Annotated in this window: 25 protein-coding genes and 1 pseudogene; 13 read left to right on the top strand and 13 right to left on the bottom strand. The window is 63.9% G+C overall.

Features of this window, described 5'->3' with window-relative positions:
* The 4 genes from M622_RS26815 to M622_RS39305 all read left to right on the top strand — a co-directional run bounded on the left by M622_RS26815 (position 1) and on the right by M622_RS39305 (position 4,314).
* Positions 1 to 1,626, top strand: a complete 1,626-nt coding sequence (locus M622_RS26815) for an enoyl-CoA hydratase-related protein (RefSeq protein WP_021248690.1) — start codon at positions 1 to 3, stop codon at positions 1,624 to 1,626.
* A complete protein-coding gene (locus tag M622_RS26810) occupies positions 1,616 to 2,044 on the top strand; it encodes an FAS1-like dehydratase domain-containing protein (protein ID WP_021248689.1) in 429 nt (142 codons plus the stop codon). The genes M622_RS26815 and M622_RS26810 overlap by 11 nt, the downstream gene beginning before the upstream one ends.
* A complete protein-coding gene (locus M622_RS26805) occupies positions 2,041 to 2,448 on the top strand; it encodes a MaoC/PaaZ C-terminal domain-containing protein (RefSeq protein ID WP_021248688.1) in 408 nt (135 codons plus the stop codon). Before M622_RS26810 ends, M622_RS26805 begins: the two co-directional genes overlap by 4 nt.
* A gap of 162 nt (positions 2,449 to 2,610) precedes the next feature.
* Positions 2,611 to 4,314, top strand: coding sequence for a methyl-accepting chemotaxis protein (locus tag M622_RS39305; RefSeq protein WP_169375121.1), 1,704 nt, complete (start codon positions 2,611 to 2,613; stop codon positions 4,312 to 4,314).
* Positions 4,315 to 4,329: 15 nt separating this feature from the next.
* Here the strand turns inward: M622_RS39305 and M622_RS26800 are convergent, their stop codons facing one another.
* Both M622_RS26800 and M622_RS26795 read right to left on the bottom strand, forming a co-directional pair.
* Positions 4,330 to 4,722: an EAL domain-containing protein gene (locus M622_RS26800; RefSeq protein WP_021248686.1), complete on the bottom strand. Its 393-nt coding sequence runs from the start codon at positions 4,720 to 4,722 to the stop codon at positions 4,330 to 4,332.
* A 65-nt stretch (positions 4,723 to 4,787) separates the two neighbouring features.
* Entirely contained in the window at positions 4,788 to 5,096 is a 309-nt protein-coding gene (locus M622_RS26795; protein ID WP_021248685.1) for an ATP-binding protein, read from the bottom strand.
* A gap of 145 nt (positions 5,097 to 5,241) precedes the next feature.
* Here M622_RS26795 and M622_RS26790 point away from each other — a divergent pair, with 145 nt between their 5' ends.
* The 3 genes from M622_RS26790 to M622_RS40800 are packed head-to-tail and all read left to right on the top strand — an operon-like array spanning position 5,242 to position 8,458.
* Entirely contained in the window at positions 5,242 to 6,465 is a 1,224-nt protein-coding gene (locus tag M622_RS26790) for a tyrosine-type recombinase/integrase (RefSeq protein WP_021248684.1), read from the top strand.
* Positions 6,462 to 7,439: a tyrosine-type recombinase/integrase gene (locus M622_RS26785; protein WP_021248683.1), complete on the top strand. Its 978-nt coding sequence runs from the start codon at positions 6,462 to 6,464 to the stop codon at positions 7,437 to 7,439. Before M622_RS26790 ends, M622_RS26785 begins: the two co-directional genes overlap by 4 nt.
* Entirely contained in the window at positions 7,436 to 8,458 is a 1,023-nt protein-coding gene (locus tag M622_RS40800) for a tyrosine-type recombinase/integrase (RefSeq protein WP_084520687.1), read from the top strand. Before M622_RS26785 ends, M622_RS40800 begins: the two co-directional genes overlap by 4 nt.
* 99 nt (positions 8,459 to 8,557) lie before the next feature.
* Here the strand turns inward: M622_RS40800 and M622_RS40795 are convergent.
* From M622_RS40795 to M622_RS26765, 5 genes and pseudogenes are all read right to left on the bottom strand, one after another.
* A pseudogene (locus tag M622_RS40795) lies at positions 8,558 to 9,049 on the bottom strand (ATP-binding protein); the annotation flags it as partial.
* Positions 9,049 to 10,269, bottom strand: coding sequence for an IS21 family transposase (gene istA / locus M622_RS26775; RefSeq protein WP_031346532.1), 1,221 nt, complete (start codon positions 10,267 to 10,269; stop codon positions 9,049 to 9,051). The gene istA and the pseudogene M622_RS40795, both read right to left, overlap by 1 nt.
* Before the next feature lie 110 nt (positions 10,270 to 10,379).
* A complete protein-coding gene (locus M622_RS40495; RefSeq protein WP_245543044.1) occupies positions 10,380 to 10,964 on the bottom strand; it encodes a GGDEF domain-containing phosphodiesterase in 585 nt (194 codons plus the stop codon).
* Between the two features lie 27 nt (positions 10,965 to 10,991).
* Positions 10,992 to 11,831 carry a sensor domain-containing diguanylate cyclase gene (locus M622_RS40490; protein ID WP_021248678.1) on the bottom strand — a complete coding sequence of 280 codons (840 nt, stop codon included), beginning with the start codon at positions 11,829 to 11,831 and terminating at the stop codon, positions 10,992 to 10,994.
* 332 nt (positions 11,832 to 12,163) lie between these two features.
* The gene (locus M622_RS26765; RefSeq protein WP_021248677.1) at positions 12,164 to 13,081 is read right to left on the bottom strand and encodes an SDR family NAD(P)-dependent oxidoreductase; all 918 of its coding nucleotides are present in this window, start codon (positions 13,079 to 13,081) and stop codon (positions 12,164 to 12,166) included.
* A gap of 121 nt (positions 13,082 to 13,202) precedes the next feature.
* Here M622_RS26765 and M622_RS26760 point away from each other — a divergent pair, with 121 nt between their 5' ends.
* The 3 genes from M622_RS26760 to M622_RS26750 are packed head-to-tail and all read left to right on the top strand — an operon-like array spanning position 13,203 to position 15,759.
* Positions 13,203 to 14,315, top strand: a complete 1,113-nt coding sequence (locus M622_RS26760; RefSeq protein WP_021248676.1) for an oxidoreductase — start codon at positions 13,203 to 13,205, stop codon at positions 14,313 to 14,315.
* A 44-nt stretch (positions 14,316 to 14,359) separates the two neighbouring features.
* Positions 14,360 to 15,229, top strand: coding sequence for an SDR family oxidoreductase (locus M622_RS26755; protein WP_021248675.1), 870 nt, complete (start codon positions 14,360 to 14,362; stop codon positions 15,227 to 15,229).
* Between the two features lie 50 nt (positions 15,230 to 15,279).
* Complete coding sequence (locus tag M622_RS26750) at positions 15,280 to 15,759, top strand: MaoC family dehydratase (RefSeq protein ID WP_021248674.1); 480 nt, start codon at positions 15,280 to 15,282, stop codon at positions 15,757 to 15,759.
* Between the two features lie 82 nt (positions 15,760 to 15,841).
* Here the strand turns inward: M622_RS26750 and M622_RS39620 are convergent, their stop codons facing one another.
* Entirely contained in the window at positions 15,842 to 16,459 is a 618-nt protein-coding gene (locus M622_RS39620) for a transglutaminase-like domain-containing protein (RefSeq protein WP_088178576.1), read from the bottom strand.
* 135 nt (positions 16,460 to 16,594) lie between these two features.
* Between M622_RS39620 and M622_RS26740 the strand changes: the two genes are divergently transcribed.
* Both M622_RS26740 and M622_RS26735 read left to right on the top strand, forming a co-directional pair.
* Positions 16,595 to 17,809: a phosphotransferase family protein gene (locus tag M622_RS26740; protein ID WP_031346530.1), complete on the top strand. Its 1,215-nt coding sequence runs from the start codon at positions 16,595 to 16,597 to the stop codon at positions 17,807 to 17,809.
* Between the two features lies 1 nt (position 17,810).
* Positions 17,811 to 18,347, top strand: coding sequence for a hypothetical protein (locus M622_RS26735; protein ID WP_021248671.1), 537 nt, complete (start codon positions 17,811 to 17,813; stop codon positions 18,345 to 18,347).
* Positions 18,348 to 18,431: 84 nt separating this feature from the next.
* Here the strand turns inward: M622_RS26735 and M622_RS26730 are convergent, their stop codons facing one another.
* From M622_RS26730 to M622_RS26710, 5 genes are all read right to left on the bottom strand, one after another.
* Positions 18,432 to 19,310 carry a cache domain-containing protein gene (locus M622_RS26730; RefSeq protein WP_021248670.1) on the bottom strand — a complete coding sequence of 293 codons (879 nt, stop codon included), beginning with the start codon at positions 19,308 to 19,310 and terminating at the stop codon, positions 18,432 to 18,434.
* A 46-nt stretch (positions 19,311 to 19,356) separates the two neighbouring features.
* Positions 19,357 to 20,541 (bottom strand): acetyl-CoA C-acyltransferase family protein, encoded by a 1,185-nt coding sequence (locus tag M622_RS26725; RefSeq protein ID WP_031346529.1) that lies wholly within the window; start codon positions 20,539 to 20,541, stop codon positions 19,357 to 19,359.
* A gap of 98 nt (positions 20,542 to 20,639) precedes the next feature.
* Positions 20,640 to 21,377: a tyrosine-protein phosphatase gene (locus tag M622_RS26720; protein ID WP_021248668.1), complete on the bottom strand. Its 738-nt coding sequence runs from the start codon at positions 21,375 to 21,377 to the stop codon at positions 20,640 to 20,642.
* A gap of 29 nt (positions 21,378 to 21,406) precedes the next feature.
* A complete protein-coding gene (locus M622_RS26715; protein WP_084520686.1) occupies positions 21,407 to 21,964 on the bottom strand; it encodes a MarR family winged helix-turn-helix transcriptional regulator in 558 nt (185 codons plus the stop codon).
* A 202-nt stretch (positions 21,965 to 22,166) separates the two neighbouring features.
* Positions 22,167 to 23,207 carry an IS630 family transposase gene (locus M622_RS26710; protein ID WP_021248666.1) on the bottom strand — a complete coding sequence of 347 codons (1,041 nt, stop codon included), beginning with the start codon at positions 23,205 to 23,207 and terminating at the stop codon, positions 22,167 to 22,169.
* Positions 23,208 to 23,387: 180 nt separating this feature from the next.
* Between M622_RS26710 and M622_RS26705 the strand changes: the two genes are divergently transcribed.
* Positions 23,388 to 24,362, top strand: a complete 975-nt coding sequence (locus M622_RS26705) for a DUF7064 domain-containing protein (RefSeq protein ID WP_021248664.1) — start codon at positions 23,388 to 23,390, stop codon at positions 24,360 to 24,362.
* The last annotated feature ends 25 nt before the right edge of the window (positions 24,363 to 24,387 follow it).

Raw genomic sequence — 24,387 nt, 5'->3', positions numbered from 1 at the left:
GTGACTGACCAGAACATCGAAACCAGCCTCGGCAAGGACGGAGTGCTGATGGCCCGCATCGACATGCCGGGCCGCACGATGAACGTCTTCTCGCTCGACATGATGGATTCGCTCGAGCGCCTTGTCGACCGGGTCCTGGGCGACGAGCGGGTGGTCGCGGTCGTCCTCGCTTCGGGCAAGGGGGCGTTCCTCGCCGGGGCCGACTTGGCGATGATCCGCATGTTCACCGAGCGGGCGATGACCGACAGCCACGCGCAACTCGTTGAGCTGTGCGGGCGGCTCGGTCGCATCTTCCGCAGGCTGGAGCGCTCCCCGAAACCCTTTGTCGCCGCGGTGGATGGCCTCGCCCTTGGCGGTGGCCTGGAGTTGTGTCTTGCCTGTCACGGGCGTGTGGTGTCCGATCGCCGCGGTGTTCTGCTTGGGTTGCCCGAGATCAAGCTGGGGCTGCTGCCCGGCGCCGGCGGTACGCAGCGGCTGCCGCGGATGGTGGGTGCCCGGCTGGGCCTCGAGATGCTGCTGCGTGGCGAGCCGCTAAAGGCCGCGGCTGCGTTGGAGTGTGGCGTGGTGGACGAGATTGCGCCGGTCGAGCGGTTGCTCGAGCGTGCCAAGGCTCGTGCCCTGGCACTGTGCGATGCGCGCAAGGTATGGGACACCGAGGGGGTGACGTTCGACAGCGGCGCGCTCGCCCTCGATCAGGACGGAGCGCACGCGCGAATCGCTCAGATCCTCGACCTGTCGCCGGCGTTGCTTGCGCACTACCCGGCCTATCGAGCGATCATGGATTGTGTCGTCCAGGGCTGGACCATGCCGATGGATGCTGCGCTTGCCAATGAAATGGACATCTTCGTAGGTCTGATCCAGGATCCGGTCGCGGGCAATATGGTCCGCTCGCTTTTCCTCGACCGCCAGCGTTCGCTCAAGGTCCTCGACGGGGCGCCTGACGCCGGTGCGGTGCGCGTAGCCCTCGTGGGCGACGACTGTCCCGAACTGGGCAAGGCGCTCGCGGCGTCGGGAGTCGAACTGGCCGACGCTAACGTATCCGGGCGTCGCGACATCGCGGTACTGGTCGGTGGGCGCGGTGAAACGCAGGCTGCAACTCGCGTCGCTTACCTGAAGGGCAGCCAAGGGTTGACGGACGGAGCCGCATCCGGATGCGGAGCAAGTGTGTGGGTGGCGGAGCGCAGTCCGCACGGGCGGGTCGTAGAGGTCGTGTCGAACGGCGACGCGCTGGCACATGCGGCAGCCTTGCTTATTGCGCGCAGTCTGCGGCCCGACGGCGTGCTTGTCTCGTTCGGCCGAGAACCCTTGATTCCGCAGTTGGCCGTGCGTGCTCACGAAGCTTGCGCACGTGGCCTGGACGAGGACGGACAGATTCTTGTGGTGCTCGAAGGGGCGCTCGAGGCCCTGGCCGAAGGCCGGGTTTCCGACGAGGCGGTGCTCGACAGCGCGGCCGTTGTGGCCGGATTGGTGCCTGCGTACTGCGGCGGTCCCATCGCCTTCCTGCGCCAACTGGGTGAATCCGAGGCCGCTGCGAGGCTCGAGCGGGCGCGTGCCTGCGCGCCCGAACTCTTCGGCGCGGGCGATCGGCTCGGCGAGTTTTTTCTGGCGGTGCGGCATGGCGCTTGACCGGAGCCGCATCGGTTATTGCCTGCCCGCATTCACGGTAACGGTGGAGCCGGCGGCGCTGGCCGCTTTTGCGGAGGCAATTGGTGACCCTGACCCGGCGTGCCGCGAGATCGCCCCGCCGACCTTCATGAAGGTGTTGGAAGGGCAGGACAACAGTTCGCGCCGCATCATGGAAGCGCTTGGCGCGGACCTCAAGCGCATCCTGCATGCCGAGCAGCAGTTCGAGTATGTTGCGCCGATCCGCGCAGGCATGAAGGTCAGCGTCGCGCGGTGCGTCGCGGACATCTACGATCGGCGCGAGGGGCAACTCGAGTTTGCGCTGATCGAGACGACCTTCGCCGACGAGGAGGCCGGCGTGCTCGGCCGCTCGCGCCAGTTGGTGCTGGTGCGCAATCCACCGCGGAGCGACGAAGCATGAGTGCGGACCTTCTGACCGCAGAGATCGGCAGCGAACTGGCCCGCGAGACAGGCGATCCTTGCCGGCCCGAGGACTTGCGCCGCTACGCCGAGGCGTCGGGTGATCTTAACCCGCTTCATCTCGACCGCGATTTCGCTCATGCCGCCGGCTTCGACGACTTGATCGTACATGGCATGCTCAACATGGCCCGCATGGGCCGTCTGCTGACCAGCCGCTACGAGTCGGCGCAGCTGAGTAGCTTCACTACGCGCTTCGAGGGTGTCCTGCTGGTCGGACAGCCGAGCGTACTCACCATGCAACTGGTTGCGCGCACCGACGCCGCTGCCGAGATTGAGATATTGATGTGCACGTTGGACGGGCGCCGCATTGCGAGCGGCCGGGCAACGATCCGCCTCGCCGTCTGAGCAAGCGTCCGTACATGATAGTTCGAAAGAAGACGATATTGTTAAAGACTAACTATCGCCTGCCGATAAGCATTTAGCACGGCTCACCGGAACGCCCACCGGATGGCGTCCGGCGGTGGGGTGGGCCAAGGCGATCGACATCGACAATTCAGGGAGGTGCAGGTGAACCGCATACCGGTACGGATCAAGCTGATGCTCTTGGTCGTGTTCTCAGTCGTGGCGCTGCTGTTCGTCGGTGGCGCGGGGTGGATCGGTCTTCAGCGTGTCGCGGCGGTGATGCACGATGTGAGCGAACAGAGCCTGGCCGCCGTGCGCTGGCTGGGCGTGCTGCGCGCGAGCCGGCTGGAGGCGATCGTCGCAGTGCAGGAAGGAGCGGCCTGGAAGCTGGAGAAGTACGAAACCCTGATGCCGGACGAAGCCGAGTTGCTGGACGAGGGGCGGGCCCTGTTCGCGAGCATCCGCGAGCGCTACGACGAAGCGAGCAAGCGTGCCAACGACGCCTATGAGGCGTACCGGGTGCTGCCTAAGAGCGCCGGGCAGGCCGAGCAGTGGGAGGAACTGCAGCCCTTGTGGGAGGACTTTGCCCGCAACGACGAGCGGCAGGCCGAACTGACCCGTCAGCTGGTCGCGGCGCGGGACTGGATGACGTTCCGCGCCCGCTTTCTGGAGTTTGAAGGCTATGCCGCGCGCTGGGCGATTTCTTATGCCACCCTGGATGTCCCACTCAGCAAGCTCGCGGCAACGAGTATCGAGGATGCTGCGGTGTCCCGGGCCGAGGGTGACCGTACGGTGGCCACAGTGACGCGCCTCTTGCTCGGTGCCGCGGTGGTGGCCGGCGTCCTGCTGGCCGTGCTCGGGGTTGCCATCGTCCGCAGCGTAGTTGGCTCGCTGGATACCATGCGCAGCACCCTGGTGCATATCGCCGAGAGCAGTGACTTCAACGTCCGTGCCAAGGTCGAAGGGCGCGACGAGCTTGCGCAGACTGCCGAATCGCTCAATGCGCTGGTCGAGCGAGTGCAGATGTCGCTGCGCGATGTGCTGCATTCGGCCGGTAGCATCGGCGAATCCTCGCAGCGTGCCTCGGATGTGTCGTCCAGCGTGGCCGATGCGGCAGGTCGCCAGAGCGAGGCGGCGATGACGATGACTGCGGCGGTGGCGGAGATGCTGCAGAACATCTCCAGCATTGCCAATCACGCCGGCGAGGCGTTGGCGCACTCTCAGGAGGCCAACGCAGCGGCGACCAGCGGTGCAGACGTTATCCGCCGCTCCAGCCGAGCGATCGAGTCGCTTGCCAGCGAGATCATTCAGGCCAGCGACACGGTCAACGCTCTGGAGGCTGAATCGCAACGTATCTCGGGCATCGTCGACGTGATCAAGCAGTTGGCAGATCAGACCAATCTGCTCGCGCTCAATGCCGCCATCGAGGCGGCACGTGCGGGTGAGCAGGGCCGAGGCTTCGCCGTGGTCGCCGACGAGGTGCGCAAGCTAGCCGAGAGCACCACCAGTTCCGCACAGGAGATCGGTGTCAAAGTGTCCGCGATGCAATCGTCGATTCGCCACGCGGTGTCCAACATGGATTCGGTGGTGAATGCGGCGAGCGAAGGGCGGCGAATGTCGGAGGAAGGCGAGCGGCAGATGGAGCAGATTCGCGCCCATACTGCCGAAGCGACGGTAGTGATCGAAGGCGTGTCGGCGGCGATGATCGACCAGGACCGCGCGGCGACGTCGATGTCGTCCAAGGTCGAGACGCTGGCCCGGGTGAGCGAAGAAAACTGCGCTGCCGGCACGCTGAGCGCCACCGTGTCTCAAGCGCTGGATGACGCAGCGGCGCAACTGCGCCTGACGGTGCAGCGCTTCAAAGTGTAGCGGGGTGCTCTTGACTCAGTGCGGGGCCGCACCGCGGCCGGCCTCGTACTGTAGTTGCCAGTCACCGAAGCGCTCAGCGGGCATGGGACGGGCCACATAGTAGCCCTGGATGGTGTCGCAGCCGAGTCCCGCGAGCTGATCGCAGGTTTCTTCGGTTTCCACGCCTTCGGCCACGACCTCCAGGGTGAGCCGGTGCCCGAGTTCGATGATCGACTGGACGATCGAGACCGATACGGCGTCGGCGGACAGCGAGCGGACGAAGGACTGATCGATCTTCAGCGCATTGACCGGTAGCCGGTGCAGGTAGCTCAGGCTGGAGTGACCGATGCCGAAGTCGTCGATGAACAACTCCACTCCCAGGTCCTTGATGCGCTTGATCGCCTCTAGCGCGGCAATGGGATCCTTCATCAGTGTGTCAAGCGACACGAAGATTTGACCCCCTGACGACATCTGGAATTGACCCCCTGGGTTAATCAACTCTCCGACGTGATCGGGGTGGGGGCAGCGGCCTTCTGCAGAAGGCCGCTGCGGCGCTTGTCGCGCAGCCGGTAACTGTCACCCCGGATCGTGATGACCTGGCTGTGGTGCAGCAGCCGATCGAGGATGGCGGTGGCGGCAACGGCGTCGCCGAACACGTGTCCCCACTCGCCGACCGGCCGGTTGCTGGTGATCAGCATGCTGGCCCGTTCGTAGCGCCGCGACACGAGCTGGAAGAACAGGTGCGCGGCCGCCGGTTCGAGCGGCAGGTAGCCCAGTTCGTCGATTAATGTTGCGCCGAACATTAATCGATTTATGTGCAGCAGCCAGTGATGTGGAGTAGCGGGATTGACGCTGCGACGAGCATTGCATCGACGCATCCGCACTCAACGTTAATACGGCCCCCGCGGCGTACCGTGGTTTTCCACCTCAATGAACGTGGAGACCACGATGCTTACAGCTCTCTTCCCCAAGTATCACCGGCGCTACCTCGAATCCCCTGTCGCCGATTGGCTCGCGGACTTCGCCGATTGGCTGGTGTTTGCAGGCTATGCGCACGATCCGGCACATGATCACGTCCGCAGGCTGAAGCAGGTCCTCGAAGCCCGCGGATCAGTCACGCCGGATGCGGTGTTCTCGGTCGCCGAACTCGCCACGATGTTTGCGTCGCCCCACCAGCAGCCCCAGTTTTGCGGAACGCGGCGTGCATTCGAGCGCTTCCTCGCTGCCAACGGCCGCCTTGTCGTCGAGCCTGATTGCAACCGGTTTTCGCCCGTTCTCGATGCGTACCGGCGTTATCTTCGCGAGACGCGGGGACTGGCTGCCAGTACGATCAGCCAGCACCTTACAAGCGCTACGGCCTTTCTTGCCCACGCTGTGCCGGCCGACGCTTCGTTTCAGGACCTGTCCGTACACGCGGTCCAACAGTTTGTTATCGCCGCCGGGCAGCGACTCAAGCGTCAGTCTCTCCAGCACACAATTGCCCAGTTGCGTGCCTTCCTCCGGTTCTGCCATGACCGGGGGGAACTGCGCGAGCGCCTCGACATCATCGATACGCCACGCACCTATCGGGACGAGTTGCCGCCGCGCGCGTTGGCCTGGAATCTCGTACTGAAGTTGCTGCGCTCGATCTACCGCTCCGACTCACTCGGCTGCCGCGACCACGCGATGCTGTATCTGATGGCGTATTACGGCCTACGCCCATCCGAGATCGTGACCTTGACGCTGGCCTCGATCGACTGGGCGAACAAGACGCTACACGTCGAGCAGCGCAAGACCCACTCGTTGCTCGTGCTGCCACTATCCGATCAGGCGCTTCGCCTCCTCAAGCGCTATCTCCGAAGTGGGCGACCGGGAAGCGCGCTCCCGCAGCTCTTCCTGCGTGGGCGCACGCCCGCCGGCCCGATCAAGCACACGGCGTTGTGCGACGTCTATGAGAAACGCGCGAGGCTGAGCGGATTGCCGCTGCAGGGCAGTTCGTCCTACAGCCTGCGCCACGCATTTGCGATGCATTTGCTCGAACGTGGCGTCGGCATCAAGGCGATTGGCGACCTGCTGGGCCACCATACACTCGAGAGCACCTGCGTCTACCTGAGATTGCAAACCGAGGCACTGCGGGAGGTGGGGCTGCCGCTTCCGTCACTGGCGGCCGACGGGACGAGGAGACTGTCATGAACGCTCTCCGTCCCGATGTTGCACTCGAACCTCTCGTCGACCGGTATTTGCGGTGGAAGCGCGCGCTCGGGCGCGGCTACGGCGAGGTGGAACGAGTCCTCGTTTCGCTGCTCCAGTTCATGCACGTGCGCGGTGCCGCGGATCTCGATCAAACCCTGTTCGATGAGTGGAGCAAGTCCTTCGCCGAACTGACCGCCAACGTCCGGCGGAGTCGGCAGCGCGAAGTGCGCAACTTCTGCCTCTTTCGGCAACGCACCGAACCAAGCTGCTTCGTGCCGGACGCCAATCGTTTCCCGCGGCCGTGCCCGTACAGCGCGCCGGTGATCTTCGGCCCCGATGCCGTGGCCCGTATGCTGACCGTTGCCGCGCAGCAACGTGCGACGTCGGGCTCTCCGCTGCTGCCCGCTGTCTTGCGACTGGCCGTCGTCCTTCTCTATACCGCCGGCTTACGTCGTGGTGAGCTGTTGCGCCTGACCTTGGCCGATGCCGATCCGATCGCGGGCGTGCTGCGGATTCGTGAGTCGAAGTTCCACAAGTCCCGCTTCGTGCCACTTTCGCTCGACGCCTGCCGCGAACTTCGCGCCTACCTGCGGAAGCGGCTGGTGCCACCATTGAGTACAGCGCCCGATTCGCCCCTGCTATGCAACTGCACGCGTGGTCTGCGCCCCTATACCGGCACCGGCCTGAGCCGTGGCCTGCACCTGTTGATCCGGGCCGCCAATGTCCGAAGTCCGGATGGGCGTCGGCCGCGGGTTCACGACTTTCGCCACAGCTTCGCCGTAGGGGCGCTGCTGCGCTGGTACAGGCAGGGCGCCGATGTGCAGTCCAATTTGCCGAAGCTCGCGATCTACATGGGGCATGTGTCGATCGTCTCGACGGCCTACTACCTGAAGTGGCTACCGGATATCGCCGCGGCCGCCAGCGAGCGCTTCGAAACCCACTTTGGTCATCTGATCAACGGAGGCACATCATGAAGCGCATCCGCCCCAACGAGCTCGGCCTGTGCGTCGAGAAGTTCTTCCGCGACTATCTGCCAACGCTTCGCGGTATGAGTGTGCACACCCTTCGCAGCTATCGCGACGCCTTGGTTCTGTTCCTGCGATTCGTATCCGCACACTGCGACCGCCGTCTTGAGGATCTCGATCTCGACGCCTTTACCGCTGAGCACGTGGGGCAGTTCCTGATGTTCCTCGAGATCGAGCGCCACAACAGCATTGCTACGCGCAATGTCCGGCTGGCCGCGCTGCACACATTTGCCCGCTTCCTCGCGACTGAATCGCCCACCCATCTTGCCGAGCTGCAACGCGTGCTGGGGTTGCCGTTCAAGCGCGGCGCAAGGAACGCACCGATCGAGTATCTGGAGTCGGCCGAGGCCGAAGCGATCCTTGGGCAAATTGACCGTACTACCGAGACGGGGCGCCGCGACTACGCGCTGTTCGCGCTGATGCTCAATACCGGGGCCCGAGTCCAGGAGGTGCTCGATCTCAAGCTGAGCGACGTTCGGACCGAGCCACCATACCAAGTCCGACTGCGCGGCAAAGGCGGCAAGGTACGGATCTGCCCCATCTGGGCTTCGACCGCAGCTCGATTGCAAACGCTGGCGCAGCAGACATCGAGGGGCGCGACGACCGACGTAACGCTATTCACGAACCAACGCGGCGGCAAGCTCACACGCTTCGGTGTCCGGTATCTGCTCAACAAGTACGTCGCGGCCAGTACAACCACGGCGAGCACCTTGAAGGAGAAGCGGATACACCCCCACTCGCTGAGACATACCACGGCGATTTACTTGCTCAAGGCCGGAGTTGACTTCGCGACGATCAGCCAATGGCTTGGGCATTCCACCCTGAACACGACGATGAAGTACGCACGTGCCGACTTGGACTCGAAACGCCAGGCGCTTGCCCAGGTGTTTCCGGAAGCCTTGGCTCCGCCCGCCGAGACCGGCGCGCGCATTGACGTCGACCTCGTCGGATGGCTGAGACGGTTGTGACGAAGCAATGTGGAGTCGCCGAGGCAAAAGCCCGCGCCACGTCAGGGATTGGCCGTCGGACTCCACATCACTGGCTGCTGCACATAAATCGATGATCAGCAGCTTGGGCTTCGAGAGCTGCAACAGCTTCTCCTCGAGCCGGCCATCGGCGTGCGCCTTCGTCAGCCCGGCCATCAGCGCCGCCGCCGAGGTGAAGAGCACCGTATAGCCGCGATCGACCGCTTCGCGCCCCAGTGCGACCGCCAGGTGCGTCTTGCCCACGCCCGGCGGGCCGAGCAGCAACAAGGCCTGGCCGTGGCCGATCCAGCGACCGGTGGACAGATCCCGGATCTGCCCCGGATCGATCGAGGGCTGTGCGTCGAAGTCGAAGCCTTCGAGCGTGCGCACACACGGGAAACGGGCGAGCTTCATGCCCATCTGGATGCGCCGCATGGCGCGTCGGGCGACCTCGCGCTCGGCCAGGAACAGCAGCGCTTCGCGCAGCGTCATCTGTGCCCGGCTGGCTTCATCGAGCAGGCTATCGAGCTGGTCGCGGATCGCCGTGAGCCGCAGCCGGGTGAGCAATTCGTCGAGTCGTTCGGGTTCGAGCATCACCAGCCTCCTCCGACGAGGGCTTCGTACTCGGCCAACGGACGCAGCAGCGCATCGGTGGGCGGCGGCGTCTCGATCTCGGCCGGTGGTGGCGATCCACCCAGCAGATGGCGGCGCTCGATGCTGCGACCGCGACTGCCGGAGAGCTCCGCGTGGCGGGCTACTTCCTCGCCGGCGTACTCGACCACGACGGTGTCGGCGCTGACGATGACTGTCACCGTCTCGCCGATCAAGCGCCACGGCACGCTGTAGGCGTTGGTGTCGAGCTCGATGCAGCCCTCGGAATTGACCCGGCGCACGAGTTCGCGCACCTGCAGGAAGGGAGCGATCCCGTCGACCGGACGCAGGTGATCGCGCTCCAGGTCGAAGCGCTCAGCGGGCGTGACGCCCGTCGTGCCGTGGATGCGCACATCGGCCACCTCGCGCTGCCAGCGCGCCAGGTGCGCCTCCATCGCCGCCCAGCTCTCGAAGGCGTGACCGGCGATGGCGTTCTTCTTCACGTAGCCCACGCCGTTCTCGGTCTTGCCCTTGGTGCGGGCGCGAAACGGTGCGCACGCCCGGGCAACGATGTCCCAGTGCCGGCAGAACGCCTCGAAGCGGCTGTTGAGCCGAACCTGGCGCGTCTGTGTGTCGTGCTTGTCGACCAGCGCCTTGGCGTTGTCGATGAGCAGCGTCTGCGACCGTCCGCCGAAATGCGCAAACGCCGCCTCGATCCCGGCGAACCACGCGCTCTGGCGCTCGTGCCGGAACGCGCACGCAAACCCCCGGCGCGAATAGCCCAGCGTCGCCACGAACAGGAACACCCGCACCGGCTCGCCACCGATCAGCACCCGCGTCTGGCCGAAGTCGATCTGCATCTGCTCGCCCGGAGCAGTCTCGAAGCGGATCGTCGCACGGCGACTGGCTTCAAGCTCCTGGCGGAACCCACGGCACGCGCGCTCGACCGTGCGCAGGCTCGTGTCGATCCCGAGCTCCTTGCTCAACTGCTGACGCACCACGTCGCAGTTGCCCCGATGCTGCAGGAAACGCTCCCGCAGCCACGCCTCATGACCGCCCAGCACGCTGTCGCGCTGCGGCTGCCGGTAGGGCACCGGCCCGCCCGCGTTCAGATAGCGCCGCACCGTGTTGCGCGCGATGCCCAACGTCCTGGCAATCCGCTTCGCGCCCCACCCCGACTGCCCCAACCGAACGATCGTCGTGACCGCCTCCGGCTCCAACATCTCCCGCACTCCGCAAACCAGACGGCGTACAGGATTCACCTCGCTGTGCTTCGTTTCCAACAGTGGCCTCCTTGCGAACGAGGGGGTCAGTTCCTCGTGTCGCTAGGGGGTCAATTTACGGTGTCGCCTGACATCAGTGCGCTCTCGGTCAGTTCGAACTGGATCCATTCGGGTTTCGTGCCCCACGTGGCGAACAAACCTTGCAACGTGTCGACCAGTGCCGGGTCGTGCAGATCGCACGCGGACAGATTAACCGACAGCGGCTGGTCGAGGCCGCTCTCGTGCCAGGCGTAGCTTTGCTGGAACGCGGCCTCGAGCACGCGGTAGGTCAGCGGGGTGATCAGCCCCGAGGTTTCCGCGATGCGCACGAACTCCTCCGTGGGGATCATGCCCTGTGTGGGGTGTTGCCAGCGCACCAGACCTTCCGCGCCGCAGACGTGCCGGGAGGCCAGATCGACCTTGGGCTGGCAGTAGAGCAGCAATGCCTTCTGCTCGATGGCGCGACGCAGGTCGAGCATCAATGCCAGGCGGGCGCTGCGCTGCGCCTCCAACTCGGTCGCGAACACGGTGCAGTCCTTGCCGCGGCGACGGGCGTCGAACATTGCCATGCGCGCCCGACGGACCAGCGCATCGGCGTCCGTACCGTGGCCGGGAAAGGCCGCAACGCCGGCGCACAATCCGGGGCTGATGCTCAACCCGCCCACCTCGACCGGAGCGCTCAGCTAGCGAACCAGCTCGCGCGCCTCTCGGACCGCTTGGCCGACATCGGTCTCCGGCAATAGCAGGGCAAACTCTCCTTCGCCGACGCAGGCAAGAAACTGGCCCTCACGAACGGCGGCTTCCAGCTGCCGAGCGCACGAGCAGGTCAGTAGCTCGGCTTGCTGGTAGCCGAGGATGTCGCTGACCTCGTGCAGGTGGGTTGCGCTCAGCAGCACTGCAGCGAGCGATCGATGCCCGTGCCTTGCGGTGTCGATCGCCGTCTGCACCTGGGTGTGAAACAGCGCGCGGTTCGGCAGGCCGGTCAGTGCGTCTACGAAGGCGGTACGCGCGAGGCTCGCCTCGGCCTCCTGGCGCAGGATGCGATTGCGCTGATTGGCGATACCGTAGGCCAGGTCTTCGGACAGCTCGCCGAGCAGCCTGACCTCGTCGGCATCGAAGGCCTCAGGATCAGAATCGGCGATGATCAGCACCCCGGCGACGCTGGCGTCGATCACTAGTGGAAAGGCCGACAGCGAACTGTACCCGAGGCGAAGCGCGTCCGCACGCCAGGGGGCGTGGCCGGGATCGGTGAGCAAGTGGCGGCCGATGCACGGCTCGCCACTGCGCACTGCGATTGCGCCAGCATGCTGCCCGAGGGAGGTATCGGCCCAGGTAAGCTGCAGTTGATCGAAGAATTGCCGCTCCGCCGGTTCGTCACGGCCGAGTGCGTAAGCCTGCATCGACAAGGTTCTGTCGACATCGTGCTGTGCGAAGGCGACGTGCGCCAAGCGATACCCACCTTCATTGACAATGACTTGGCACATGCCGTGCAGAAGATCGTGTTCCTGCACCGCGCGCAGCAATGTCCTGTTGCCGGCGCTCAAGGTTCGAAGCGCTCGATGGAGCCTCGATTTTTCACTGCCTTTGCGGGTGGTACGAGAAGGGCCGCGATCGGCGCCTGAACCATTTGACTTCATACTGGTTCGCCCATTGGCAAGTAACGGAAGTATAGGTGCCGCACCGAGCAGATGTTCGCAGCACGAAGCGCCGGGTCGAGCGCTAGCTTGCGTGAATGGCGAAGGAAGCGCCTTTGGAAGAACAAAAAAAAGCCCGCATCAGCGGGCTTAAAAACTCCGATTCGAGGAGGAGAGGGAGAAAACGTGTCGAACCGGATGGGTGGCTGTGGGCGCGACCGTCAGACGGGCTCCCAGGTAAACACGTCGCCCGAGCGGTGCAACGGGTAGAAATCATTCTGGAACATCGGGAACACGCGTTCGATCACGCTCGCCGGTGTCCAACCGTCCGAGGTATGCGCAGTCCGGACCGGGCGTGACTGGCTAAACAGGTAGATCTCATTATTGCGCACGCCGAAGATCTGCCCGGTGACGCCGCTCGCGGCGTCACTCGCCAGTGCGGCGACGAAGGGGGCAATCTTTTCCGGAACCAGCTTCTTCAGTCCCTCGACGCGCTTCTTTTGCTCTTCGGTTTCAGCGGGGATGGTGTCGACCATGCGGGTCCATGCCCATGGAGCCACCGCATTGGAACGTACGTTGAAGCGCTGCATGTCCATCGCGATGCTCTTGGACAACGCAGCCACACCCAGCTTGGCGGCCGCGTAGTTGGCCTGTCCGAAATTGCCGATCAGCCCGGAGCTGGATGTGATGTGAATATAGGAGCCGCCGCTCTGTTCCTTGAAGTGCGGCGCGGCGGCGCGGCTTACGTAGAACACACCATTGAGATTCACATTGATGACCGCCTCGAATTCTTCGCGGCTCATCTTGTGGAAGATGGTATCGCGCAGGATGCCGGCGTTGTTCACCACGATGTCGATGCGGCCGAAGCTGTCGATGGCAGTTTGTACCATCGCGTGGGCCTCGTCCCAATCGGCCACCGAGTTGGTGTCGACCACCGCTTCGCCGCCGGCGGCGGCGATTTCGGCCACGACTTCCTGTGCGGGGCTGAGGTCCTGACCTTCGCCGCTGGTCGTCGCGCCAATGTCGTTGACCACTACTTTGGCACCCGCAGCCGCCAGTTCGAGCGCAATGCCACGCCCGACACCGCGCCCGGCGCCGGTTACCAGGGCCACCTTTCCTGCCAGCAGATCCTTGCTCATTGTGCCTCCGTCTCTTGCTTTCCATCTTCGATGAGCAGTTTTCTGCGGCATCGTCTCGATGTAGATCGTATGGTACAGTACCGTACGAAATCAAAGCAAGAGTTTTGTCGTCGAGGTATCCATGTCAGCCCTATTCACGCCCCTTAAGATCGGCCCGATGAGTATTACGAACCGGGTCTTCGTATCGCCGATGTGCCAGTACAGCGCGAGCGAAGGGTGCCCGGGTGACTGGCATCTCCAGCACTACGGGGCGCTGGCGGTCGGCGGTGCGGGCGCCTTGACGATTGAGGCGACCGCGGTGCTGCCGGAAGGCCGGGTCACGACCGGGTGCTTGGGCCTGTATTCCGATGAGCAGCAGGCCGAGCTCGCGGAACTGATCGGCTATATTCGGCGCCTGTCGCCGATTCGCCTCGGTATCCAGTTGAATCACGCCGGACGAAAGGGCGCCTGTCTGCCGCCATGGGATGGCGGGGACGGACTTCGGGAAGGCGGTTGGCCCATCAAGGCACCATCAGCCATTCCCTTCGGAGCAGGCCGGGCGGTGCCGGAACAGATGGACGAGGCGGGTATGACCACGGTTGAGGTGGCCTTCGCCGACAGCGCGCGACGGGCGCTAGCAGTTGGATTGGATTACCTGGAACTGCACCTCGCCCACGGCTACCTACTTGGAAGTTTCCTGTCTCCACTCGCAAATCGGCGCAGCGACCATTTCGGGGGCACACTGAACAACCGGATGCGCTTCCCATTGGCCGCCGTCGCTGCGGTGCGTGCCGCATGGCCGGCTGATCGGGCGCTGGGGGTCCGGATCAACGCCCACGACTGGGATTCAGGAGGCATGAGCTTTGCTGAGACACTCAAAGTTTGCGTAGCGCTGCGCGACGTAGGTGTGGACTTTGTATGTGTGTCCGCCGGCGCGGTTGCAAAGGGCGTGCGCATTCCCGCGGCGCCCGGCTATCTGCTCGAGTTTGCAAGGCGAACGCGCGCGGCGACCGGTTTGGTCACGCGGGCGGTGGGCATGCTGCATCAGCCGCGCATGGCCGAACAGGCAGTCGCGCGCGGAGATGCCGATTGCGTGGCCATAGCGCGGGCGATGTTGCTCGATCCGCGCTGGGCGATGAAGGCCGCTTACGCGCTGGGTGCCGACGATCTCTTCGCGCGCCAGTTCGCTTTGGCCAGCCCGGACCGCTGGTGCGGTGGGCGGGCAGTAGTCGATGCGCTCGACAACCTGTTCTGATCGGGTTTCCTGCGCGCCTTCTCACATGTAGCGAGGATCACACCATGTCCTACGGTTCGGTATTCCATTCCCAACTCTTTTCCGGGCAGACCGTGATAGTTACCGGCGGCGGCAGTGGTATCGGCCGCTGCACGGCTCACGAACTGGCTGCATTGGGGGCGCATGCAGCAATCGTCGGCCGCAGCGAAGAGAAGCTTGCAAAGGTGCGCGATGAGATCGTCGAGGACGGCGGGCGGGTCAGCATGCATGTCTGCGACATCCGCGACGAGGTCGCCGTGGGGCAGACGATCGACGCGGTGCTGGCGCTCACCGGGCGGATCGATGGGTTGGTCAACAACGCAGGCGGGCAATGGATGACACCGCTGCGCAACATCAGCACGAACGGCTTCGAGGCGGTAGTGCGCAACAACCTCACCGGCGGCTTCATCTTCATGCGCGAGACGCACGCGCGCTGGTTGGCGGCCCATGGTGGCGCGATCGTCAACATCATTGCCGACATCTGGCACGGCTGGCCGAACTTCGGTCATTCCGCTGCAGCGCGCGGCGGCATGCTTACGCTCAGCGAGACGGCGGCCTGCGAATGGGCGGCCGATGGCGTGCGCGTGAATACCGTGGCGCCGGGCGGCATCGCCTCAAGCGGGTTCGACCGCTATACGCCGGAGGCTCGGCGGGAGTTGCGCAGGTACGCCGCCAAGGTACCGCTCAAGCGTTTCGGTACCGAGGCGGAAGTGTCGGCGGCGATCGTGTTCCTACTTTCACCCGCGGCTGCCTACATAACCGGCACGTGCGTCCGGGTCGATGGCGGCACACCGAATGCGCGGCAGACCTGGCCGCTCGGAGAGGCGTCACGAAACCGGCCGTTCGAGGGTTTTCACCGCGCGACGGCACCTGAGATGCTCAGAGAGACGGATTGAAAGTACTGTCGAATCCCTTTCCCCTCACAACCTGCTGGAGCGCGGCACCCATGAAATTCGTGCCTTACAAGGAGCGCTACTTCGAAGACTATGCGGTCGGCGAAGTAGCCGAGTTCGGCGATTACCAAGTGACCGAGGAGGAGATCGTCGCCTTTGCACGCGCATACGATCCTCAGCCCTTCCACCTAGATGCGGAGGCGGGCCGTCAGTCGCACTTTGGCGGCCTGGTCGCCAGCGGATGGATGACCTGCTCCATTGTGATGCGCCTGTATTGCGATCACTTCATCCCGCAGGTCTCGGCGATGGGCTCGCCCGGGATCGATGCGCTGCGCTGGCGGCTACCGGTGCGTCCTGGCGACCGCTTGCGCGCCCGGGCGACGATCCTTGCCGCACGCCGCTCGGTGAGCAAGCCGGACCGCGGGGTGATCACGCTACTGCAGGAGGCAGTGAATCAGCATGGCGACACGGTCGTGTCCTACGAAGGGCGCGCGATGTTCCTTTGCCGGTCGGGTGGCATGGAGGGTAGCTGAGCTGAGTGCTCATGCTCACAGCGTGCGCGGCGATTCGGGGGGGCGTCGCAATCCTCGGGGAAGTCGGCGGCCAAGAGTTGCATCATGTTCGGGTAGCGTTCGGCAAACGTCCGGCGGATCTCCTGCAGCGGCACGTCGTCGTATTCGCCGCGGTAGGCGATGTACTCCATGTGTTGGCGACCGGTGGTGTCGAAGCGATGAAGGATCGAATCGGAGCTACCGTCGAACTCGAGCGGCGCCAGGCCCCCACGTCTGCACAGGGCGAGATCGTGACCCAGCGGTCGTGGAGGTGGATCGCCGTGTAGCTGTGCCAGTAATAGACATCGCTGTCGAGAAGGGCACGCATGCGCCGGGTGGACAGGTGGTTGCGCACATCGGCGTAGCCCACGCGCGCCGGAATGCCGCAGGGGCGGCAAACCGCCGCGAGCAGCGCCGCCTTGGGTACGCACCAACCGTAGCCCCGCTCAAGCGTGCGGCTTGCACACATTCCTTCGGTCGTGAGCCGCACTTGGTACGGGTCGTAGCGCACGCGATCCCGCACCGCGAGATACAGGCGCGCAGCGCGTTCCTGCGCTGTTGCCGCATCGCCAGCGATGTCCTTGGCAAAGGCTGCGATCACGGGGTGGGTGGAGTCGATCAGAGTCGTGGCGGCCAGGTCGGCCGCGAGCGGGGCGTCGGCGCCCGGTAGGTGACAGATCATGGCGGCGGTGGAATGCTTCGTCGGCTTGCGGGATTATTTCATCTATACCACGAACGGTATGGTACAGTACGATACGCACGGGAATATTCTGGCCGACCGATTGCGGTCGTTGCCCCCTGCATACCCACACCACAAATGGAGACATGGATCATGATCGGTTTGGACAAGAACCGTCCGGATGGCGCGTGGATCGAAAACCTCCGGGCGCGCTTCCCCTGCGAACGGGAGATCGACCGCATTCTGAGTCGCAAGCTCGCCCGGCGCGGCGGTTCACCCTTTGCCCCGGTAACCCTCGAACAGCTGGTTGACGGGGTGGATGCGCTGCTGCGCGCCGAGAACGTTGCCGACTATCGGATCGACAACGCCCGCTGGCTGTCCGGCGGTGCGTCGAAGCTGCAGATGGCCTTCGAACTGGAATGGCAGCGTCCGGGCGTCGGCTACGAGCGGACTGCGATGGTGCTGCGCATGGAGCCGGCGGAATCGATCGTCGAGACCAGTCGGCTGCGCGAGTTCCAGCTGATCAAGGCGATGGAGGGCGTGGTGCCGGTGCCGCCGGTGTTCTGGTGTGATCCGGAAGGACGATACCTGCCCTATCCGGCGCTGATCTACGGTTTCGCGCCGGGGGTGCCTCGGCCCAGCCAGGCGGTCGCAGGGGTCAGCGGGCTTGGCACCGTCCTTCCGCGTGAGCTGCGTGAGCACTTGGCCCCCCAGTTCGTAGACCTGCTCGCGCGCATTCACCGCCACGATTTCTCGCGCGATGCGCTCGACGCCTTCGAGACCCCGGCGGTGGGCACCACGCAGTGCGCCGAGTGGGGCGTGAACTGGTGGGAGCGGGTATGGACCGAGGACTGTGAGGAGGACGTGCCGATGATGCATCTGGCCACGGCCTGGATGCGCCGGAACCTGCCGGTACTGGATCACGCCTCGCTGGTGCATTCCGACTACCGCACCGGCAATTTCCTCTATACCGAGCACGACAACCGGATCACTGCGCTGCTCGACTGGGAACTGGGGCGTATCGGCGACCGCCATCAGGATATCGCGTGGACGACCAGCCGCGCCTTCGCCTCGCTGGCCGAGGACGGTACAACGATGCTGGTGTGCGGCCTTTTGCCGGAGCAGGAGTTCTATGAGCAGTACGAGAAGGCGTCGGGTTTCAGCGTAAACCCTCGCACCCTGCACTGGTACAAGGTCTACAACGCCTATTCGATCGCCACGCTGATCCTCGGCACCGGCTATCGCATCGCGCGCAACGGCAAGACCCACCAGGACATCTTGGTTGCCTGGCTGATCGGCATCGGCGGCATGATCGTCGATGAAATGCGAACGCTCATCGAGGAGGGGCACTGACATGCAGATGCGTCCGGAAGTACAGCTTGCTGCGATGATCAAGGCAATGTCCGACGTAATCATCCCGGCGCTGCCGCAAGGCAACATGCTGGCGGTCGAACAGGCGAACCTGGTGGTCGGCATGTTGAACCTGATGCAGACCCAGTTGCCGGTGCAGTTTCGATTCGACCGCGACGAGCTGCAGCGCCTGGTCGAGGCAGCGCAGCAACTCAAGGCGGTGGGGACAGAAGATCGGGTCACTGCTGCGGGGCTGGAGCAGGTGGCTGTGCCGTGCGCGCGTGCCACCGAAGTCCTCGAGCGCTGCAAGGCCGGGCCGGATGAACTCTACGCGGCCATCCTGCAACTGCGCGGCGCGCTCTGCGCCTTGGTTGATGCGTCCGCGACGAGTGCGGACATCGGCGCGCGCGAGTGCATCGAATCCATCCTGCTGGCGATGTCGAAGGAGCAGTTGCTGCGCGACCGGGCGCTGATGAAGCCGCAGCGTTGGGAGCCAGACCCGGCTGCCGTGCCCGACATCGACACGCTGGTCGGCCGCTGACGTCAGCGACACGGGCTGAAGGGGCGGTTGCCGCCCGTTCAGCCCGTATCCGGATTGCGGTCGCCGGGTGTTCCGGCGCGCCGCTCAGGGTTGGTAGTAGCCCACGCCCACCATGTAGTCGCCGATACGGCGTAGGAAGGTGCGCTTGTTCTCGATCGCGCCGGTGGCTGGATTGCGCCACTGGTATTCCAGACTTCCCTCATCTGCCTGGACCACGATCCGCAGCATCTCCTCGATAATCGGCTTGCCTGCGGCATCCTTCAGTTCGGCAACTTTGCGGCCCACTAGGCGCGGGTTTGCGCCGTGTGCGTGCATGCGCTGGTCCTTGATGCCAACTACGAACACATAGGTATCGTCGCGTACGAAACCACCGTTCAAGTCGTTGAAGGCGTCGAACGCTGCTGTCCCTCTGCGCTGGAGTTCGTCTACCGCGCGCCACAGGACCGACAGCGCCTGTTCGGGTGTGGCGCGCGGTGCGTAGTAGCCGACGGCGGCGATGTAGTCATTGACCGCCTGATAGTAGGCCGCCTTTCGTTCGACCGTGCCGCGTTGGGGATTAAGCCAGCGGTAGTGAATCAGGCCGCGCCCGTCCTTGCGAGCACCGGCGAGAATCTCGGCGAACAAAGATTTGCCGTCCGGGTCGCGGTACTCTAGGACATTGCGCCCGATCATGTGGAAGGAGGCGCCACCGCTAGCCTGCAAGACGCCCTGGGTGTCGAGCACGTAGACATACAGGTCGCCATCGACGAAGTGGCCGCTTACGGAGAAATCGGCCAGTGCCTTGCCGCCGTGCGACCGCAGGTGTGTGACGGCGCGCCCAAGCAGGGCCTCCGCGCGGCGACTCTCGTCCGTGTCGCCGGGCAGTGGAGCCGCTGCCGGTGCCGTTTCTGCGTAGGCTGGCGAGACCGGACCCGGCAGGGCCATGGCGAGTAGAAGTGCGGCGAGCAGATCCTGACGTTTCATATGAGCCTCCTGCAGTCGAATGGGCGCGCCGTCCGGCGCGCGGAAACTACACCCGCTCGAAGATCGCGGCGATGCCCTGGCCGCCGCCGATACACATCGTCACCAACGCATAGCGCCCGCCGATACGCTGCAACTCGTAGATCGCCTTGGTGGTGATAATGGCGCCAGTGGCGCCCACGGGGTGACCGAGCGAGATGCCTGAGCCATTTGGGTTGACCTTTTCGGGATCGAAGCCGAGTTCGCTCGCCACCGCGCAGGCTTGTGCAGCGAAAGCCTCATTGGATTCAATGACGTCCATGTCCGCTACGGTAAGCCCCGCCCGTGCGAGCGCGAGCCGGGAAGCAGGTACCGGACCGATGCCCATGTACATCCGGTCGACGCCAGCGTGCGCGTAACTCACCAAGCGGGCCAATGGTGTCATGCCCAGGCGCTTGGCCGCTGCGGCCTCGGCAAGCACAACCGCCGCAGCCCCATCGTTGATTCCCGAAGCGTTACCAGCGGTCACCGTGCCGTCCTTTTTGAAGGCCGGTTTCATGCCCGCGAGTTGTTCTGCGGTGACACCTACGCGCACATGCTCGTCCTGCGCGAATCTCACCACGCCTTTCCGGCTGTGGATCTCGATCGGTACGATCTGACTGGCGAAACGACCTTCCTCGATGGCGCGCGCGGCGCGATGCTGACTCACCAGCGCCAGCTCGTCCTGCAACTGCCGGCTGATGCCGTAGCGCTCGGCGACGTTCTCGGCGGTGATCCCCATGTGCACGCGGTCCCACGGGTCATGCAGGATGCCATTCATATAGTCGATGACCTGGGAGTCGCCCATCCGTGCGCCCCAACGATGTGCCGGGATGATGTAGGGGCCGCGGCTCATCGATTCCGCACCGCCACCGACCGCGACATCCGCGTCGCCGGCGCTAATGGTCTGTGCCGCGCAGACAATGGCCTGCAGGCCCGAGCCGCACAGGCGATTGACGTTGAAGGCGGGAACTTCCTTTGGTAACCCGGCTTCCAGTGCGGCAAAGCGGCTCAGGTAGGCGTCGGCCGGTTCGGTAGGGATCACGTTGCCGAACACCACATGACCGACTTCCTCGGCCGGCGCACCTGCGCGCTCCAGTGCCGCCCTGGTGACCGTGGTGGCTAGTTCGCGCATCGGTACGTCCTTGAGTGATCCGCCAAAGCCGCCGATCGCGGTGCGAGCGGCGCCAACTACGAGCACTTCACGTGATGACATGTCCATCCCCACTGTTCGAATAACAGCAAGTATGGTACAGGACCATATGGTGCAATGCAATGCGACGATTGCCACGCAATGGATACGGCGAAAATGCCTTAGTCGAGAAGCTGTTCCCGTAATTGTTGGCGACGGGCTTCGTTTATCCCCAGCGCCTCGGCAAGGAAGTGGTCGAAACATGACCAGTGTGTTTCGATCGCGGCGAATGCGGCTTCGAGATAGTCGGCACGCACACCCATCAGAGCCCGGACCGTTTCGTGTGGGACGTCCTTGCGCAGCATGAAGCGGAGATCGCGCGGTGCGCGATTCGAATGCAGATAGTCTGCAAAGATTTCGTCTCGCTCGACACCCAGCGCCGACAGCAGCAGTGCTATCCCGAAACCGGTGCGGTCCTTACCGCTGGTGCAATGAACCAGAGCGGGCAAGGTATCGGACTGGAGCAGGATCTCGAACATGCGCGCGTAGTTTTGCGCGTGGGCAATCGCAAATTGTCCGTAATACTCGGTCAGTGCGTGATGCACTGCCTCGGCGGTGGATGTTGGACCCAGCGAGGTCAGCAGGTGGTGTGCTCCGCGCGGCAGGAAGCCGATGGCGTGCTGCGAGATTGCGGCGCGATCGGGCAGGCGGTTGGGCTTCCTTTCGCGTTCGTCGTCATCGCGCAAGTCGATGACCGAACGCAAGCCTAGTGTGGAGAAGCGCTCAAGGTCGTCAGGCGTCAGTTCGGCCAGTGAGTCGGAGCGGAACAGGCAACCCCACCGAACGCTGCGCCCATCTTGCGTACGCAGCCCGCCTAGGTCGCGAAAGTTGGGCGCGCCCAGGAAACGGTGCTGCCGCATCGCGCGGCCGCTAGCGGAAGTGTCAGTTTTCAATCGATCTCGCCCGTGTCGAGTCCGGTCGTGTCAGGTAGTTCCAGCTTGAGTAGCGATTCCTTGATTGTGGAAAGCATGCGGATCAGCGCGTCGCGGTCTTCGCCATTCAGTCCGCCGAGAATCTGCTCGTTGAATGCGGCTTCGATGGTCACTAGGCGTTCAAGCAGCTGGTGGGAACTACGTGACAGGAATACACGCTTGACGCGGCGATCCACCGCATCGGGGCGGCGCTCAATGAAGCCGGTGGCTTCGAGTCGGTCGAGCAGGGAGCCAAGGCTGGCTTTGCCTACATCGAGCATAGCGGCGAGCTGCGTCTGCGCCATGCCGTCGTGGCGGGACAGGTGTGCGAGCACCCACCATTGCGCGCGAGTGATCCCCAGCGGCTTCATCAGCTGGTCGAACGCGGTACGTCGCATGCGCGACACGTCGTGGATCAGGTAGCCCAAGCGGATGTCGCGGCGCAGCGCTGTCTGATCGGGCAACGCACTTCTTGCAGGTGCGGACGATTCGGCTTCCACGCCCCTGCTTTTCCGCGTCGTACGGGTGGTGGCCATTCGATTTCCTTCGTGGTCGTGGCGCGCCAGACGGGCGCGCCGAAACTGGGCGGACGATTGCCTGCTGAATCTGCGTACAGGCGCATGAATGCACATATTGTACGCGTAAGTACTGTTCTGTTGGCAAAGGCCCTGTAAGGGATGCTGCGTACATCCATCGATTTCACCTTGCTACTATTAACCCGGCAATCAAATAGCCAAATTACTGAGCGTAGCGAACGTACTCATGGCTGAAATACGACCGCACTCGATCCGGCATCGCAGCGATGCGCATCATGCACACTCGCGCCTTCTCGAGCAGTGCGGTGGCGGTCTTGGCAATCGGCCCGGAACGTATCGACGTTTTCAGATCCCGGTTGAGGTACTCGTCGGGGTTGAGTTCCGGCGCGTACGGCGGCAGGTAGAACAGTTCGATCTTCTCGGTGTTTTCGGCAACCCAGTCGCGGACACGGTTCGCACGATGCACGCGAAGATTGTCGACGATCAGGAACACCTTGCGTTGCGCGTCCTGAATCAGATCTTTCAGGAAGACGATGAAACGCTCGGCATCAATGGCGCCCTCGAAGAACGAGAAGCGCACCAAGCCCTGGTTGGTAATCGCCGAGATCATCGACGTCGATCCATGACGACCGGCCGGCAGGCGCAGCTCCGGCGTCAGCCCTGCGATCGAGTAACCGCGCACCCAGTTCGAGTCCTGACGAATGGCGGTCTCGTCCCCCCAGTAGATTTCGGCATCCTCCGTCTTGGCGCGCGCAACGATCTTCGGGTACTCATCCTCAAGCCATGCCTTGAGCCGGGCCGGATCCTGCTCGAGCGCGCGCTTGACCGGCCGCTGTGGCGTGAAGCCCCAGCGCCGAAGGTACTCACCAACGGTACGAATGGGCATGTCGATGCCGAAGAGTTGCTTGATGGCGAGCATGACTGCGCGACGATTCCACAGCGCGAACTCAAGCTGAAGCTGGGCAGGATTCGAACCGATGATCTTCAAACGCAGTTGCTCCTCTTGGACCAGCGTCAAAGTTCGTCCCGAGCCATGGCGCCGACCACGTTGCCCGCCCTTGATGACCGCGTCGAGATCGTCAGCCTGGGCGCGGCGCGCCCATTTCAGAACGGTACCGACATGAACCCCACACACTTCAGCGATGTGCGTCCATGTGTAGCCTTGCTTGCGCAGTACAAATGCTTGGCGACGAATGTGCTCCAGGGCTTCGGGCGGGAGTTTTCGGGCATCGATCTTTTCCATGCCCGAATTATATCAAAGCCTATTTGATTGCCGGGTTAATAGCGCTCTTGAGTTGGTTTGAGGGGTGATCTTGATCGTATTGCAGATAGGTGTTGACACGAAAGATATGGTACAGGACGATATAGTCAACAACTTTGCCCACGAGCCACTTTTGCGCATGGGTCGATACAAGGAGGAGATATGAAGGATCACGCAAGACTGGAATCGCCCGAACGACGGATCGATCCGGTGCACGACAGCCGCCACCAGCTTCGCGCAGATGCGCTGGCGCGCGAATCTCTGGTATTCATGCTGCAGCTGCCCGAACAGAACCTTGCTTGCTTCGTGTACACCTGGGTCAACGGTCTGGGTAAGGCTGGCTCGGCCTTTGTAGTCTATGGACCGGGTGTCGGCGAACCGGTAGTCGATATGTGCGATGGGATCGATGTGCCCGCATCGGCCGGCTTCGACGACTGGGGGGTCGGTCGTGTCCGTGTGCGCCACGGGCGACCGTTCCAAGATGCCCATGTGCGAGTGGTTGCCGGGGGGAGGGCAGAGCTCGACTATCGCTTCGAAGCGGTGCACCCGGCCTATGCCTATGGCGGCCATCGCGACGGCTGCCCCGGCTGGGTGGCGGAAGATCGCATCGAACAGAGCGGAAAGGTGAGCGGTGTGCTGACGCTCGACGGCAAGCAGATCCCGTTTGAGACCATGGGCCACCGCGATCACTCCTGGGGTACGCGTGACTGGTTTTTCTCCCAGCATTGGAAATGGCTCGAGGCCCAGGCTGGGCAGGATCTGGTGGTGCATTTCTGGCAGGTGGAGGCGCTCGGGCGCACGGTGCTACGCGGCTATGTACAGCGTGACGGGCATCTGGCAGAGGTCGAAACGGTGGATGTGAGCTTCGATCATGACGAACGCCTGGCCCACACCGCGGTTCGTGCGCTGGTGCGCGACGAACTCGGTCGCAGCACAGAGGTGCTCGGGCGGACTTTCGCGCTGTACCCCTTCGTCGTCAGTCCAATGGTCATGCTCAACGAGGGCTCGATGGCGGTCACCATCGACGGCCAGCCGGGTGTTGGGCATGTCGAGATGTGTTGGCCCATTGACTATCTGAGGCACATTGCCGGGTTTGATCTTTCCGCCGGGTCACCGGTGACCCGTGGTCTGCCGTAGGCACGGACATTTCCACAAGCATGGA

Origin of the sequence: Thauera terpenica 58Eu (assembly GCF_000443165.1) — a bacterium.
In the GTDB taxonomy this organism is placed as follows: domain Bacteria; phylum Pseudomonadota; class Gammaproteobacteria; order Burkholderiales; family Rhodocyclaceae; genus Thauera; species Thauera terpenica.
This window is presented reverse-complemented; position numbering and strand designations above follow the sequence as displayed.

Excerpts from the sequence above, each read along its gene's own strand:
- M622_RS26810 (WP_021248689.1), top strand. The coding sequence starts at position 1,616 with ATGGCGCTTGACCGGAGCCGCATCGGTTATTGCCTGCCCGCATTCACG.
- M622_RS26805 (WP_021248688.1), top strand. The coding sequence starts at position 2,041 with ATGAGTGCGGACCTTCTGACCGCAGAGATCGGCAGCGAACTGGCCCGC.
- M622_RS26800 (WP_021248686.1), bottom strand. The coding sequence starts at position 4,722 with ATGAAGGATCCCATTGCCGCGCTAGAGGCGATCAAGCGCATCAAGGAC.
- M622_RS26795 (WP_021248685.1), bottom strand. The coding sequence starts at position 5,096 with ATGTTCGGCGCAACATTAATCGACGAACTGGGCTACCTGCCGCTCGAA.
- M622_RS26790 (WP_021248684.1), top strand. The coding sequence starts at position 5,242 with ATGCTTACAGCTCTCTTCCCCAAGTATCACCGGCGCTACCTCGAATCC.
- M622_RS26785 (WP_021248683.1), top strand. The coding sequence starts at position 6,462 with ATGAACGCTCTCCGTCCCGATGTTGCACTCGAACCTCTCGTCGACCGG.
- M622_RS40800 (WP_084520687.1), top strand. The coding sequence starts at position 7,436 with ATGAAGCGCATCCGCCCCAACGAGCTCGGCCTGTGCGTCGAGAAGTTC.
- istA (WP_031346532.1), bottom strand. The coding sequence starts at position 10,269 with ATGTTGGAGCCGGAGGCGGTCACGACGATCGTTCGGTTGGGGCAGTCG.
- M622_RS26765 (WP_021248677.1), bottom strand. The coding sequence starts at position 13,081 with ATGAGCAAGGATCTGCTGGCAGGAAAGGTGGCCCTGGTAACCGGCGCC.
- M622_RS26760 (WP_021248676.1), top strand. The coding sequence starts at position 13,203 with ATGTCAGCCCTATTCACGCCCCTTAAGATCGGCCCGATGAGTATTACG.
- M622_RS26755 (WP_021248675.1), top strand. The coding sequence starts at position 14,360 with ATGTCCTACGGTTCGGTATTCCATTCCCAACTCTTTTCCGGGCAGACC.
- M622_RS26750 (WP_021248674.1), top strand. The coding sequence starts at position 15,280 with ATGAAATTCGTGCCTTACAAGGAGCGCTACTTCGAAGACTATGCGGTC.
- M622_RS39620 (WP_088178576.1), bottom strand. The coding sequence starts at position 16,459 with ATGATCTGTCACCTACCGGGCGCCGACGCCCCGCTCGCGGCCGACCTG.
- M622_RS26740 (WP_031346530.1), top strand. The coding sequence starts at position 16,595 with ATGGAGACATGGATCATGATCGGTTTGGACAAGAACCGTCCGGATGGC.
- M622_RS26735 (WP_021248671.1), top strand. The coding sequence starts at position 17,811 with ATGCAGATGCGTCCGGAAGTACAGCTTGCTGCGATGATCAAGGCAATG.
- M622_RS26730 (WP_021248670.1), bottom strand. The coding sequence starts at position 19,310 with ATGAAACGTCAGGATCTGCTCGCCGCACTTCTACTCGCCATGGCCCTG.
- M622_RS26725 (WP_031346529.1), bottom strand. The coding sequence starts at position 20,541 with ATGTCATCACGTGAAGTGCTCGTAGTTGGCGCCGCTCGCACCGCGATC.
- M622_RS26720 (WP_021248668.1), bottom strand. The coding sequence starts at position 21,377 with ATGCGGCAGCACCGTTTCCTGGGCGCGCCCAACTTTCGCGACCTAGGC.
- M622_RS26715 (WP_084520686.1), bottom strand. The coding sequence starts at position 21,964 with ATGGCCACCACCCGTACGACGCGGAAAAGCAGGGGCGTGGAAGCCGAA.
- M622_RS26710 (WP_021248666.1), bottom strand. The coding sequence starts at position 23,207 with ATGGAAAAGATCGATGCCCGAAAACTCCCGCCCGAAGCCCTGGAGCAC.
- M622_RS26705 (WP_021248664.1), top strand. The coding sequence starts at position 23,388 with ATGAAGGATCACGCAAGACTGGAATCGCCCGAACGACGGATCGATCCG.